This is a genomic window from Micromonospora sp. C81 (assembly GCF_018070425.1).
GTDB classification, from domain to species: Bacteria; Actinomycetota; Actinomycetes; order Mycobacteriales; family Micromonosporaceae; genus Micromonospora; species Micromonospora zamorensis.
Window position 1 is genome coordinate 29934 of record NZ_JAGPXS010000010.1, and the last position, 14052, is coordinate 43985.

The following is a 14052-nucleotide window of genomic DNA, read 5'->3' on the forward strand; positions in this document are numbered from 1 at the left end:
CCATCCGGCAACGAGAGTGCCGACCTGTGGGAGTGAAACGGCTGGGTGACTAGCCGGGTGACGATCGGGACGGACGTCAGCGGGCGAGCAGGGACTTTCATGGACGGTTTCAGCAGGTCAAGACCGGTGGAACGGCAGGCCAGCGACCCGTGTTGGTTGCCTGGGGGTCAAGGGGTCGGCGTCGGCCGACGACGTTGGGGCACGGTAGCCGGGCCACGACCGAGCACACTGAGATGTATGAGGACCATGGCGACGTTCCGCCTTCATGGTGGCGGGGAGCGTACCGCTGCGCATGTGACGCAACTCCTGGGCATTCAACCGAGCGACGTGTTCGAGGCGGGCACACCGGTCGGCTCCCGAAGTGCGACTCGGCATGAGGAGTGCGGCTGGTTGCTCAGCAGTGCGGAGAGGCCCGAGAGCGACGTCGAGCTTGCCGAGCAGTTGGGGAGCTTGCTCGACATTTTGGAGCCGGTGACGGACCGGCTATGGCAGCTCATCGATGGGGGCTACTGGGCGAATTGGTTTTGTTTCCTCGGCTCCCACGCTGCAGAACATGCCGTGGAGCTTGACCGTGACCTTCTCCATCGGTTGCTCAAGTTGCCGGGTGGTCTATGGCTGGACGTCTACGGGGACGACGAGGGTGATGAGGGCGACGGCTGACCATGCACGCCTGTGACGCGAACACCCACCCGGTGGTGAGTGACGAAATGAGTGACAACCAAGGCATGCAGTCACGGACGACCACGGACGTCGGTGGACTGTTGGCGCCGACGGACGAGCATGGACACCGGAGGATTCATCCGGCCGCTCAGCGCCGGTGGAACAGCAGGTCAACGATTCGTGTTGGCTGCCTGGGGGTCAAGGAGTCTCTTCAGCCTTGCCCAGAGCGTCGGCCAGATCGCCGACGAGCTTCTTGGGCCGCCGATGCCACCACCAGCCCATTCCGGGAGTGATCTGGTGGTAGCGGCCTACTGCGAGGCCGCCATCCTCAATCGTGGCGGCTCGGAAACGCTCGTCCAGCGGTTGCAGCATCGAGTGCCAGCATGACCGAACGGGGTGAGTCACGTGGGGCCACACCTTAGCTAGCCAGTCTCTGCAGTAGAGATCATTTGTGTACTCATAAACGAGGTCGGAGTAGCCCCGCTCAACCTGGGCGACGAGCCACGCCCATTTGCCGATCATCTCCTCGATCGTGAATTCCTTGCGCCACCCTTGCTGATGGAGCGCCGAGCTGGCGGCCCGGACGGACTCCAGGTCCTCGGTACTCAAGTGGCTGTCATCAGGGTCCAAGTCCACGTCGGGATGCTAGACCGGCCGTGGATCCACCGGCGGCAGCCGGGGCACACACGGGGCACAAGGCACTGTGAAACGTCGGCAACCAGCCATCAACGACGTGAGCCCAGGAGCAACCGTGACCAGCGCGCTGACCAGGTCGTCGCAGGTCAGGGAACAGTCCGTCTAGCAGATGGGGAGCAGCGGCGATGGTCATGATCAGCAGCTGTCAGTCATTGACCCGTCGTGTGGCAACGTCCGTGGACAGGTAGGTAGGGGGCTGCCCAATGAGGACGCCGACGCGGACGATCGACGTCATGTTCTGGGTTCTTCGTCGTCGCTGAATAGGTTCGGCTGCGCGGTCTGGGGGAAGGCGTTCATCGTCACCCGACCCGTACTGCGGTCGATGGCGGCCGTAGTGCCGCTGTCCGCCTGCGTTGGTGTGTCGGGGCCGCTGTCGGCGTGAGTGTGTCAGGCCGATTCGGTCTTGAGCCGTCCGTCTGTCTACGGCTGCGCGGGCCGTTCGAAGCAGGTGCCGGAGATCCTAGTTTCGACGGTGTGGACGTGTCGGAAGCCTTGTCCCTGGTAGTAGGCGTGCAGCCGGGTGTTCGTCGTCCAGGCGTCGAGGCGCAATCGGGTCACCCCGGCCTCGTAGGCCCGACCGCCGGCCCAGTTGAGCATTTCGTCGCCCAGATTCGCTCCGGAGCGTTGGAGCGGAATCATCATTCTCGCCGCGTAGAGCGCGTCGGCTGGGTCGTCCGCCGGGTTGTGCCCTGCGCGATGTCCTTGGGCAAAGCAGTTCAGGTACTTTGTTGCACAGGTCCATTGGGTAGCGCGAAATCCCACGCGACCGAACAGCCGGATCTGCCGCATGGCCGTGGCGCGCCTGCCCACCGCCGACGCTATTGAGGTACGCGGTTCCACGGTGCGACCTCGCGTCAGGCCCGATCCCATGGGCCTGACGCGAGTCCATACCGTGGTTCGCTGGTTCGATTCCCGCATCGCCCACCAGGTTTGGCAGTGCGCCCGTTCGCCTACCTCGGCGTGGCGGGGCTGAGCTCGATGACGCTGCCGGTGGCCCGGGACCGCTCCGCCGCCCACACGACCCGGTGCGAGGAGATGCTCTCCTCGGGCCCGGAGGTGACCAGTGAGCGGTCTCCGGTGGCGACTGCCGCGATGAACGCCTCGATGAGTGCCGCGTCGGCGCCACCGTGCCCGTCGGCGGCCGAGGCGTCGCCGTCGGGATCCAGGTCGATGGTCTCGACGGTGTCGGTGAGGAACTCGTGGACGTGCAGGCTACGGCCGTCGCCCTCGATGCTGCCGAGCGTGCCGAAGATCCGGGTCTTGCGGAAGTCGAGCGCGGTGAACGCCGTCATCGTGAAGGCGACGGTGACGCCTCCCTCATATTCGAGGTTGACCACCTGGTGATCGACGACGTCGTTGCGTCCTGTGTAGACGCAAACGCCGTACGGGCCGTCCTCCAGGGCCTTGCGGACGCCGTCGGCGCTGACATCGTCCGTGAGGACGCCCAACGGCCATGCCTCGTGGACGGGGTCGCCGAGGAAACGCTCGTAGATCCGGATCGCGGAGTAGGCACACGACCGTTCGACCGGGCAGTCGACGCAGCGCCCGGCCGCTCCGGCCGGTCGGTTCTCCGGCCGGAAGTGGGCGAGGCCGCCGAAGGAGGAGACCCGGCGGACGGGTCGGCCGATGAGATGGCCGAGCCAGTCGATGTCGTGGCACGACTTGGCCAGCAGCATCGAGGACGACTCGGCCTCCACCGCCCAGTTGCCGCGCACGTAGCTGTGGGCGTGGTGCCACCAGCCGACCGGTTCCAGGTGGTCGATGCTGACGATTGCACCGATCCGCCCGGAGTCGACGAGTCGCTTGAGCGTCCGGGAGTAGGGCGTGTACCGGAGTACGTGACAGACGGCGAGGAGGACGTCGTTGTCGACGGCTGCGGTGACGATGCGTTCCGCCTGCTCGGGCAGCGGCGCCATCGGCTTCTCCAGCAGGATCGCGTAGCCGCGTTCGGCGAAGGCCACCACCGGCTCGACGTGCGCGCGATCGGGGGTCGCGACGATCACTGCGTCGGCGAGCCGGGGCTGTGCGGCGAGGTCTTCCCACGAGGCGAACCGGCGCTCCGCGGGTACGTCGAATTCATCGGCCAGTGTGCTGCGGCGGGCGGGGTCGGGATCGGCGACAGCTGCGATGGTGGCTTTGGAGGTGGCGACGGCGAGCCGCGCGTAGGCAGCGCCTCGCGCTCCGGCACCGACGATTGCCAGAGTGATGGACATCAGGTGTCTCCTATTTGATGGCGCCGGAAAGGATGCCTTTGACGAAGTGGCGCTGGAAGAAGAGGTAGAGGATGACCACGGGCACGATGACGATGATCGTTCCGGCGCTGAGCAGCGGGATGTTGCGGCCGTAGGCCTGGATGAACTTGCCGAGCCCGGACGGCGCCGTGCGCATCGCCGGGTCCTGGATGAGGATCAGCGCGAGCAGGAACTGGTTCCACGCCCACATGAAGTAGAGAAGGCCGAGAGTGGTGAGCGCCGGCCGGGCGGTGGGCAGCAGGACCCGGCGCAGGATCTGCCTGCTGGACGCGCCGTCCATCTCGGCGGCCTCAATGAGCTCCGGGGGCAGCGACTCGAAGTGACTGCGCATCCAGAACACCCCGAACGGCATGAACGCCCCGATGAGCGGCAGGATGACCGCCCAGTAGGTGTTGAGGAGACCGATCGACTTGAGGTCGTAGTAGAGCGGGATGACGATCGACTCGTACGGCAGGGCCAGACCCAGCATGAGCAACGCGAAGATCGGCCCCCGGACGGCGAGCCGCATCATCGCCAGCCCGTATCCGGCGAGCGTCGCGAGCACCAATGCGAGGGGTACGACGCCGAGCGCAATGATCAGACTGGACCGCATGAGGTCCGCGAACCCGCCGGACGACCAGGCGTCGACGTAGTTGTGCCACTGCGGATCCGACGGCCACGCGAGGCCCGGGCTGAGATTGTCCTGTGGTTGCAGCGACGCGGCGAGGATCGCGTAGAAGGGAACGAGCACCGAGGCTGTAGCAGCCAGCAGCGACAACCGGGTCAGCGACCGGATCATGGCTTCTCCCGGGTGAGGCGGTTCAGGGCGAACATGACCGCGCAGGTCAACAGGGACAGGACGACGGCGAGCGCACAGGCGGTGCCGACCTGCCCTGCGGTGAAGGTCAGCCGGTAGATGGCGACACCGGGCACCATGGTCGACTCGCCGGGGCCGCCGCCGGTCATCACGTAGACGACGTCGAAGCTGGCCAGGGCGGCGATCACGGTGACGGTCGCCGCCACCGACATCTCCCGGCGCAGACCCGGCACGGTGACGTGCCAGAACTCGTGAATCGCGCCGGCGCCGTCGAGCCGGGCGGCTTCGTACAGGGCCGGATCGATCTTGCCGATTCCGGAGTACAGCAGCAGGAAACAGAGCCCGGTCGAGACCCAGGTCCCGACGACTCCGACCGCCGGGTAGGCCCAGGTGAAGTCACCCAGCCAGGCCCGGGTGACGTCGGACAGGCCGACCGCGCGCAGCAGCGCGTTGAACGGTCCGTCATCGTCGAAGAACAGCTTCCACACGCTGCCGACCGCTACCAGTGGAAGGATCTGCGGCAGGAATATCACGGTACGGACGAACGGCATGCCCTTCCAGGGCACGTTCGCGACCAGCGACGCCAGCACCAGGCCGAAACAGATCGGGATGACCGAGTAGAAGAGGATCAGCCCGAAGGCGTGGACCAGGGAGAGCCGCAGCGCCGGGTCGGCGAGGATCTCCCGGTAGTTGTCGAGCCCGGCCCAGGTGGCGACGCCGATCCCGTTCCAGTCCCAGAACGAGATCCACAGGCTGTGTAGCCATGGCGCGATCACGAAGGCCGCGTAGAAGAGCAGCGCCGGTGCGGTGTAGAGCAGCGGTACGTGTCGTGCCCGCGAGCGCCGGGCCCGCACCGGCGTCGCGGATGCGACGACGGTACGGTCCCGGACGGTCGCGCGATTCGCGAGGCTGTCAGCCATGCGTCTTGGCCCAGTCGGACTGGACGGCTCGGATGAACGTGGCGGCGTCGACCTTGCCCGCGATCAGCTTCTGGGTCTCGGCGACCAGCGTGTCGTTCATGGTCGCGGTGGCGTTGTTGTTGAACCCGATGAGCCCGTCATCGGCGTTGACCTTGTTCCACGCGGCGATCAGGTCGGCGGAGATGGTGCCGGGCTCGGCGGTCACCGTCGAGGTGTCGGAGGGCAGGAAGCCCTGCGCGAACGAGGCCTTGGCGGCCTCCGGGCCGCGCAGGAAGTCCAGGAAGGCGGCGGCGGCCTGCGCGTTCTTCGACTTCCGCGAGATCCCGTACGCGACCGACGTGCCGATGGCGGTGGCCTTGGGGCCGGGGAAGGGCACGAAGCCCGCGTCGCCGCGCAGCGCGTCGCCGATCTTCTTCGAGTCCCAGGAACCGTCCACGAAGAAGACGCCGTCGCCCTTGGTGAACTTGTCCACCGCGCCTTGGAGGTCGATGCCGTTGGCGTCCTTGGAGTAGTAGCCCTTCGTACCCCAGTCGGTGATGCTCTGGGCGCCCTTGGCGTTCCCGGCGGTGTCGAAGGTGGACCCGCCCTCTCCGAAGACCCACTTGGCGTACGCGGCCGGGCCGTCCGTGGACTGACCGATGAGCTGGATCGGGAAGGAGGCGTGACCCTCCTTGTTGCCGAGTTGCAGCGGGGTCTCACCGCCGGCCTTGGCCTTGGCCAGGGCGGCCTCGAGGTCCTCCAGTGAGGCCGGAGCCGCGGCGATGCCGAGCTTCTTCAACTTGGCCTTGTTGTAGTAGAGCCCGACCTGGGAGAAGGACGCGGGTGCCGCGTACAGGTCGCCCGAACCGAGGGTGGTGCCGTCCTTGGCGATCCGCCACTGGTTGAGCTGTCCGGCCGGGTACGCCGACTCCCAGCCGTACGCCTTGGCATAGGGCTGAAGGTTGAGGATCAGCTGGTCCTTGACCGTGGTGCCCACCGCGTTGAGCAGCACGATGTCGGGCGAGGTGTCGCTGGACAGCGCGAGGTTGAGCGACTTGTTGTAGTCATCGTACGTGGTGTCGACGTAGTTGATCTTGACGTTGGGGTGCTTGGCCTGGAATGCCGGGATGATGTCCTTCATGGCGGCACCCGACTCGGGGGTGGCGATCAGGTTGAGTTCCACCTGTCCGGACGGAACGCCGGTCTGGACGGCCGCGTTCGCGTCGGCGGCCGGTTCATCGCTGGATGAGCTGCCGGGTGCGCACGCTCCGAGCGCGAGAAGCACGGCGGCCGCGCTGAGCGCACTCTTCACCGATGGCATGGACTTCATGGGGGTCTCCCTGGGCAGGAAGTAGTTTCGAAGGAAACTTGCGTTCGCTATAGTGAGCCGTCTACGAACGCACGTCAAGGGGCAGCGAATGACCGTAGGTGATGCTCTTCCAGGCGGGGGCCAGAGCGCCTTACGGCACCTGAACACGCGTCGTGTGCTGCGGCTTCTCTACGAGGGGCCGTCGCTGACCATCAGCGGTGTCGCCCGCGAGACCGGGCTGTCCCGCCCCACCGTGCAGGGCATCCTGACCTCGCTGGTGGACTCTCGACTCCTGGTCCTGGACGGCTTCGACAACGCCCCGACCGGAGGGCGACCCGCCCAGCGGTACCGCTTCGCCGCGGACGCGGGCATCGTGGCCGGCCTCGACATCGGGGCGCACGCGGTGTCGGTGCGGATCGCCGACCTCGCCGGCGCGCAGGTGGCGGCCGCTCGGGCCGCCATCCACCCGGACCTGGACCCGGCCGAGCGCATCGACGCCGCTGTCAACCTGCTGCGACGGACGATGCCGGCCGACGCGCCGCGGTTGTGGGCGGCCTGTGCCGGCTCCCCGGGCATCATCGCCGACGGTGTCGTGCGGCTGAGCGTGGCCATTCCGGACTGGACCGGCACGGCGTTGGCCAAGGAGCTCACCGCCCGTCTGGACTGCCCGGTGAGCGCCGTCAAGGACGCCAACCTCGCGGTCCTGGCCGAGCACCGGGTCGGTGCCGCGCAGGGGGTCGACCACGTCCTGTACGTGCATGCCGGGCACCGCCTCGGCGTCGGCGTGCTGGTGGACGGCAGGCCGTTCGGCGGCGGCCGGGGGGCTGCCGGCGAGATCGGCCGGCACCCGGGCCTGGGCTGGGAGGTGGCACCTCGCAAGCTGCTCTCCGACGCGGGGGTCGCTCCCGGCATGAACTCCCGCGAGTGGGTCTTCGCGCAGGCCAGGCGGGGGGACAAGCGCGCTGTCGAGGCCGTCGACGACTACGCGCGGGCACTCGCCGAAGGAGTGGGCGCCATGGTTCTCGCCATGGACCCGCAGTTGGTCGTGGTCGGCGGCGGCATCGCGCGCGCGGGTGAGACGGTGATGAAGCCGGTACGGCGCCACCTCGCCGAGATTCTGTACGAGTTGCCAGTTCTGGCGATCTCCGCGCTGGGAGACGACGCGGTGGCCATCGGCGCGGTCGAGACCGCCCGGGACGCGGTCCGCGCAGAGCTCTTCACCGATGGCTCTTGACAGCGGTAGGGCTCACCGGCATATTCCGAAAGAACTTTTCTTTCGTTTCCCCGGGAGTGTCTCATGGCGCATCGCTTTCGAAGAGTTCTAGCCGCCGCCGGTTCGATGATCCTCGGTGTCACCCTCGCCGGTGTCGTCACCGCGCCGCCGGCCCAGGCCGGCGACACCCCTCCCAGCCCGCTCGCCAAGCCGGGCTACACCATCGACTTCGCCGAAGAGTTCGACGTCAACACCCTCAACACGAATCGCTGGCTGCCCTACTACCTGCCGCACTGGACCTCACCGGCCAACCGGGAGCTGGGTGCCAAGGCGCGCTACACCATCGCCGACGGGGTGCTCACCCAGCGGCTGGACGCCGACACCCCGGCGTGGAATCCGCAGTACGACGGCACGGTCAAGATCTCCTCGTTCCAGACCTACAACAAGGACTACTGGCACAAGTTCAACGCCTCGATGCCGTTGAACCACCACGAGCCCGACTTCAACGGCTACACGTTCCAGTACGGCTACGTGGAGATGCGCGCCAAGAAGTCGAACGTCGGCGGAGGCGGCCACCAGGCGCTCTGGCTGGTCGGCACCGGGGACACCTCCAGCGCCTCGCGCAACCCCGAGGTCGACATGGTCGAGACGTTCTTCAACGAGCCGAACAACTGGCGGATCGCCGCCCACGGCTGGGGCGACCCGAACTTCCTCTCCAACTCGTACGCCTCGATCGCCCCCGTTCCCAGCGGGTCGCCGACCACCGAGTTCCACACGTACGGCATGGAGTGGACGCCCACCGACATCAAGTTCTACTACGACGGCCAGCTCTACCGGACGATCAACGACGCCCCCAACATGCCAATGGGGCTCATCATGGGCATCTACACCGACGCCGGCTCCGGTCGGCACAACGACGTCTGGCCCAAGACCTGGAGCGTCGACTACCTGCGCGTCTACAAGAAGGACGGCGGCTACCCGGTGTCCTATCAGCGGCTGAAGAACCGGCAGACCGGCCAGTACGTCAAGGACGACGGCAGCGGCACCGCCAAGTACGTCGCCGCTTCCGGCACCGACCAGTCCGCTCAGTGGGCCGTCGAGAACGTTGACGGCTACGTCCGGCTCAAGAACCGCGCCACCGGCAACTACCTCCACGTGGAGAACCAGACCGGCACCGTGCAGACCGGGACGGTGCCCGGCACCTACTGGTCGGCGCAGTGGAGCCAGGAGTCCGTCGACGGTCACCTACGCCTGAAGAACCGTTGGAAGGGCACCTACGCTCATACCGAGAACATGACCGGCAGCGTCCAGTACGGCGCCGCGCCCGCCGGCTGGTGGACCAGCCAATGGACGCTCGAACCCGGCTCCTGACGAACCGCGAGAGCCGCAACCAGCATCCCCCACTCTGAGTTCTCGCAGGTCGAAGGCCACCTCCCGGGTTCGGGAGGTGGCCTTTATGCTGCGCCTGGGTGCCCACCGCTGACCCGCCGGAGGGAGCGGGGATCACCCTGGCGAGGGAGGCCGGCCACCCGGTCGCGGTGCGATGGTCGGGCCACCACCGGCTGTCGCCGGGGGACGAGGAGGCGTCGGTGGCGGCTGTGGCCGCGCAGGGTGAGACTGGGTGATGACGATGACGAAGCACGCCGTCCAGGCCGCACGGATGTTCGACGGCGAGCGCCTAGTGGACGGGGGAGTGCTGGTCCTGCTCGACGGCGGCCGCATCGCTCCCGATGCTGATTAAGCCAGACGCGCGCCCGGATCCGGACGGCCCACCGGGGTACGACGGGTCAGCATTCACCAGATCAATCCTCGCCGGACACGCTAACCCGGCGATTCGCCCCGCCGCCTCCCCGCCGACGCAATGCATCACGACCGCGACGCTCATGGCCTGTTGGAGCGGCCGGGTCTCGATCTGGACCCCAGCCGCCTGAGGAGAGAGGCAACGCTGTGCGAGCAATCCCGCTGTTCGTCGTGGCACTGGTGCTCTGCGGGTGTACTGCACCAGCCCCGCCCGCCGCCGGCCCGGCCTCGCCGGCCGGGTCGGCGCCGGTGCCGTCGTCGCCGGCCGCGTCGCCGCCGGTGCCGGCCTTCCAGCAGAGCCTGCCCGGCAGCGCCCGGCGCGAGTGCGTCGCGGTGCCCGGCGACGCCACGCTGGTGCGCTCGGGCGACTTCATCGCCGGGGACTTTGTGGAGTACCGCCGGCAATGGCATCCTGACCTCGGCCCCGACCTGGGCAAGCTGTTCTGGCTGCCGGCCCGCCCCCAGCTCAACGCCGCGCTCACCGTGACCGCGACCTCCGGCGGCCGCACCGAGACCTACAGCGCCGGCTCGCTGGCGACCAACGACGCCGGGCAGGCGATGTACCCCAGCGGCATCCCGTTGCCGGCCGCCGGAACGTGGAAGCTCGTCGCACAGGCCGGCGACGGGTGGGGGTGCTTCGAGCTGACACTGCTCTGACCGGCGTTCGGCGCGCGCCCGGGCCCCAGCTCAGCGGACAACACCAACGCCAGTCAGCTCCGATCCCAAATGAACGGCTACGTCAAAGACGGGGCGCTCAACAGCTACCACGTCTCCTGCGCCTGTCCGACGCCGAGATCGCAACGTTCCTGATGCTGCGATTCATACCGGCTCAATGGCGCCGTAAGCAGGACGCGTCACGGGTGTTCGTCACCTCCGGCTAGCGCGAGACGCTGTTCCGGCAGCGCCGCTCCACACGGCGCTCGGCCGACATGCTCTTTCAACGACCAGGCGCTGCAGGCCAACGCTTTGACCACGGGTGGCAGGTGCTGACCGAATGAGAGGTCGCTATTGGGCGACCGCTTGCCGTCGGACCTCGGCGCCTGAACACTTCCCCGCCTGATCGGCAATGTCAGGGTGAAGCGCGGACTTTGCCGAGGAGGGCCATGGATTCGGATGCGGATTTGATAGGCCGGTCGCTGGATGGCGATGTCGACGCCTTCGTGGAGGTGGTCGAGCGTCATGAGGCCGCCGTCGGTTCGTACCTCGTTCGCCGGGCGGGGCGGGATGCGGCTGAGGACCTCCTGGGCGAGGTTTGGGTTGCGGCGTTCGAGTCGCGGCGATCGTACGACCGGTCGTACAACGATGCGCGGCCGTGGCTGTACGGGGTGGCATTGAATCGCTTGCGGCGCTACTGGCGGTCCCGGCCGGCCGAGGACCTGGTCGCGGACGTACCGGACGTGGCTACTGGATGGGATCCGTGGTCGGCGGTGGACCTCGGCATGGACGCCCGGGCGGTGCTCCGGTCGGCCCTGACGCGGCTCAAACCCGAAGAGCGGGAGGTCCTGAGGCTGGTCGCCTGGGAGGACCTGACCGCAGCCGACGCCGCGCGGGCACTCGGCATACCGGCGGGCACCGCGCGGCGGCTGCTGAGCCAGGCCAGGACGGCAGTGCGCGCCGCGCCGGGGGTGTCCGCGCTTCTGAAGGACCGCAACAGCGCGAAGGAGGGACACCGATGACCGACGAGCTCGATCTGGTCGGTGCGTTGGGCAGCGCCGAACCACTACGCCCGGAGGCGTATCAGCGGGCGCGGGCGGTGCTGCGGGCGGCTATGGCCGACCCCGGAACCGTGCGGCTGCTGGGCGCGATATCAGCGGAGGACACGACTATGGAGGCGACTTCAACCATGGAAACGACGACAACCACGCGGGACCACGAATCCAGCCCGGCGATTCAGCGCCGCCGCCGGATCGGTATCGCGGGCCGATTGGGCATCGGCGCCGGGGTGGGGGTTGCCGCCGCGGCGGCAGTCGTCGCTGTGGTGCTCAACTCGCCGGCGACCGGGGGCATCGAGGCCGGCAAGGATTCGTCAGCCGCCACCTCGGGCTCGACCACCGTCGACGGGTCCGCAGAGCGCGCGCCGCTGATGACCCTGGCCGGGTCCATCAAGACGGTCACCCCGTCTGCGGGCGACGCGTGGCTGGTGAAGGCGACGCAGGTCCACGGCACCAAGACCATGCAGGTCGTCTACACGCTGTACACCGACGGTCACGCGATCTATACGGGCAACAGCGTGAAGGACATCAAGCGTGCGATCGCCCGTCACCAGGACCAGATGACGGACGGCGGCTATGCTCCGCTCCTCAAGGCAGCCGTCGCCGCGGCGGACAGCAGCCCGGCCGACGGCCGGACCCAGATGCTCAAGGCAGCCAAGGATCCGCTGGTGGGCCTCGACCCCGCAGCGCAGAAGGCGGTATGGGACAAGCAGCAGGCGGCCGCCCAGGTGATCATCAAGCAGAAGGGCGGCAACGCCAAGCCGAAGCCGTACAGCCCTCAGGCCGTTCAGCGGCACTTCGACAACGCCCTGTGGACGTACAGCACCCAAGCGCTGTCCGCTGGCGACGGCAACACGCAGGTCCGGGCCGGTGTGCTGCGTCTGCTGTCCACCATCTCCGCGGTCAGCGTCAAGAACTCGACCACCCACGGCCAGGCCACGCTGACGATCACCGCCGGCCCCGAGGCGTTCGGCGGCGAGGGCAGCGAGGTGCTGACCATCGACGCCACGACCGGCATGCTGGTCAAGGACGTCTCCACCGTGCCGGGCCTCCCCCAGGCCTTCACGACGTACGAATCCTCCCGCGTGACGAAGGCCGACCTGTAGGCCAGGAACTCCCACCCGCCAGCGGGCGTAACGCGCCTGGCGTTCGATAACGGTGCGGGCCGCCCAGAGGCGGCCCGCACCGTTGTTTTGTTGTTCGCGCGGCCCGTGCCTGATTGCGATGATCGACGCGTGACGTACATCCCGGACCTGGCGCCCTATGACTACTACCCGGGCGCCCCGGACGCCATTGCCATTGGTTGGCTGGACTCGAACATGCCCTTTACTGCAGGAGCCTGCCCGCGAGACGTTCGAGATCGCTTGGTGAGGCTCGGCGCCAAACCGGTACGGCTCATGCGTGGATACCACCACTGCCAGTTCTGCGAGGCAGCGGTCGAGCCTCCGCGCGTGATTCGGGCCGACATTCGGCTCTACGGCGCTCCCGATGTTGCGCGCGGGAACGGCGAGATCTGGCTCACCGGTGTGGACGGGACGAACTTCGCTGCACCGGCGCTGATCGGCCACTACGTCGAAGAGCATCGCTACCTGCCACCTGATGACTTCATCGAGGCGGTTCGGACCGGTGTCCCCACCCTTGGCGTCGCATAGTGGCGATCCGGCTTCTGCCGCACTCGGCTGGCAAGTGAAGGTCAGCCGGACCGGCACCGCAAAATGTCCGTTGACCTCTCCACCTAGCCTCGCTGGTGCCAACCACTGGGCTGGCAACTCGCGATCCGTCGGCGGCCCGGCGCGAGCCCGGTTTAGGGGGAGCAGGTTGGGAGCAGCGGGGTGCCCTGAATGGCCTTGAACGGCGTGCAACGGCATCGAACGGCGCTCAACTGCACCCACCCCTGCCTGCGGCTCCACATTGCCGCAGGTCACAGTCGGTGTGGCGTCCTGTTTCCCGCGGAGTGCTCCGCGGTTCTGCACAGCGGTCGACAAAGCTCTATGTCGCCTGGCAGGACAGTGTGCGCAGGTCAAGGCGGTATACCGAAGAGGTCAAGCATCCAGGCCGCCGACTGGTCGGGGCCGGCTGTTGACTGAGGCCTGCCGGCGCCAATCACGAGGGCATCCCGATCGATGCATGGCTCTGGCTGTCGTCGCGGTGGCGTCGGTAGGAATCCCGCGAGCTGAGACCCAGATCCCACTGGCGGATCTCTGAGCAGGGCTTCCTGAACGGTGACCCCTTCGGTGGACCCGAAGGCGTCAGCGTTGGCGTCCCCGCAGAGGCGGCAGGGCGGCTTCCGCTCATGTCAAATTGAGTGCGCCGCTAGTTCGTCCGCCGATCACGGCTGGCGTGTCGGCCAGATTCCTCGCCGGGCGAGGCGATCAAGGAAATCGAGTAGCTTCACCTCGCTGCGAGCAAGCCTCTCACGCTCGGGCGTCGGCAGATCGGCAAGCAGGTCCCGGAGGCGTTCGTTCCGCGGCACGAACACCATGGCACTGGAGTACTCGCGGCAGTTCGAGCACCACGCCAAGCCGACGCAGCGCTCGTAGAACCTGTCGGAGGGCGCGTAAAGGCGGTACCTGTAGTAGGAGATCTCGCCGGCACACCCGACGGCGTCCCCACCACGGACCCCATGAATCGTGCTGACTTTCGACCATGCCCACCTGGCAGACCTGTGCCCCATGGCTTGGTCTTTCCTGGCCGCCAGCCCAGGCCGCCATCCTG

General features: G+C 67.6%; 14 protein-coding genes. 8 read left to right on the forward strand and 6 right to left on the reverse strand.

The window, feature by feature from the left end; genetic code table 11:
* The first annotated feature begins 237 nt into the window (after nt 1-237).
* Nucleotides 238-660, forward strand: coding sequence for a DUF4279 domain-containing protein (locus KBX46_RS17850; RefSeq protein WP_210793320.1), 423 nt, complete (start codon nt 238-240; stop codon nt 658-660).
* Nucleotides 661-858: 198 nt separating this feature from the next.
* On the opposite strand, the gene KBX46_RS17855 is transcribed toward KBX46_RS17850, so the two are convergent.
* From KBX46_RS17855 to KBX46_RS17880, 6 genes are all read right to left on the reverse strand, one after another.
* The gene (locus tag KBX46_RS17855; RefSeq protein ID WP_210793321.1) at nt 859-1296 is read right to left on the reverse strand and encodes a hypothetical protein; all 438 of its coding nucleotides are present in this window, start codon (nt 1294-1296) and stop codon (nt 859-861) included.
* Nucleotides 1297-1776: 480 nt separating this feature from the next.
* Entirely contained in the window at nt 1777-1998 is a 222-nt protein-coding gene (locus KBX46_RS17860) for a hypothetical protein (RefSeq protein ID WP_247667740.1), read from the reverse strand.
* 308 nt (nt 1999-2306) lie between these two features.
* A complete protein-coding gene (locus tag KBX46_RS17865; protein WP_210793322.1) occupies nt 2307-3569 on the reverse strand; it encodes a Gfo/Idh/MocA family protein in 1263 nt (420 codons plus the stop codon).
* Nucleotides 3570-3579: 10 nt separating this feature from the next.
* On the reverse strand, nt 3580-4386 hold the full coding sequence (locus KBX46_RS17870) for a carbohydrate ABC transporter permease (RefSeq protein WP_210793323.1): 807 nt from the start codon (nt 4384-4386) through the stop codon (nt 3580-3582).
* Nucleotides 4383-5324 (reverse strand): carbohydrate ABC transporter permease, encoded by a 942-nt coding sequence (locus tag KBX46_RS17875; RefSeq protein WP_210793324.1) that lies wholly within the window; start codon nt 5322-5324, stop codon nt 4383-4385. The genes KBX46_RS17870 and KBX46_RS17875 overlap by 4 nt, the downstream gene beginning before the upstream one ends.
* Entirely contained in the window at nt 5317-6633 is a 1317-nt protein-coding gene (locus KBX46_RS17880) for an ABC transporter substrate-binding protein (protein WP_099851651.1), read from the reverse strand. Before KBX46_RS17880 ends, KBX46_RS17875 begins: the two co-directional genes overlap by 8 nt.
* A gap of 154 nt (nt 6634-6787) precedes the next feature.
* On the opposite strand from KBX46_RS17880, the gene KBX46_RS17885 reads away from it, so the two are divergent.
* The 7 genes from KBX46_RS17885 (at nt 6788) to KBX46_RS17915 (ending at nt 12989) form a co-directional block, all read left to right on the forward strand.
* On the forward strand, nt 6788-7846 hold the full coding sequence (locus KBX46_RS17885) for an ROK family transcriptional regulator (protein ID WP_210793325.1): 1059 nt from the start codon (nt 6788-6790) through the stop codon (nt 7844-7846).
* A gap of 63 nt (nt 7847-7909) precedes the next feature.
* Nucleotides 7910-9196: a family 16 glycosylhydrolase gene (locus tag KBX46_RS17890; RefSeq protein WP_210793326.1), complete on the forward strand. Its 1287-nt coding sequence runs from the start codon at nt 7910-7912 to the stop codon at nt 9194-9196.
* Nucleotides 9197-9294: 98 nt separating this feature from the next.
* Nucleotides 9295-9450, forward strand: a complete 156-nt coding sequence (locus KBX46_RS17895; RefSeq protein ID WP_210793327.1) for a hypothetical protein — start codon at nt 9295-9297, stop codon at nt 9448-9450.
* Between the two features lie 322 nt (nt 9451-9772).
* Nucleotides 9773-10282 carry a hypothetical protein gene (locus KBX46_RS17900; protein WP_141908475.1) on the forward strand — a complete coding sequence of 170 codons (510 nt, stop codon included), beginning with the start codon at nt 9773-9775 and terminating at the stop codon, nt 10280-10282.
* A 446-nt stretch (nt 10283-10728) separates the two neighbouring features.
* Nucleotides 10729-11301: an RNA polymerase sigma factor gene (locus tag KBX46_RS17905; RefSeq protein ID WP_210793328.1), complete on the forward strand. Its 573-nt coding sequence runs from the start codon at nt 10729-10731 to the stop codon at nt 11299-11301.
* Nucleotides 11298-12443, forward strand: a complete 1146-nt coding sequence (locus tag KBX46_RS17910; protein ID WP_210793329.1) for a hypothetical protein — start codon at nt 11298-11300, stop codon at nt 12441-12443. The genes KBX46_RS17905 and KBX46_RS17910 overlap by 4 nt, the downstream gene beginning before the upstream one ends.
* A 129-nt stretch (nt 12444-12572) precedes the next feature.
* Nucleotides 12573-12989 carry a hypothetical protein gene (locus tag KBX46_RS17915; protein ID WP_210793330.1) on the forward strand — a complete coding sequence of 139 codons (417 nt, stop codon included), beginning with the start codon at nt 12573-12575 and terminating at the stop codon, nt 12987-12989.
* Nucleotides 12990-14052 lie beyond the last annotated feature (1063 nt).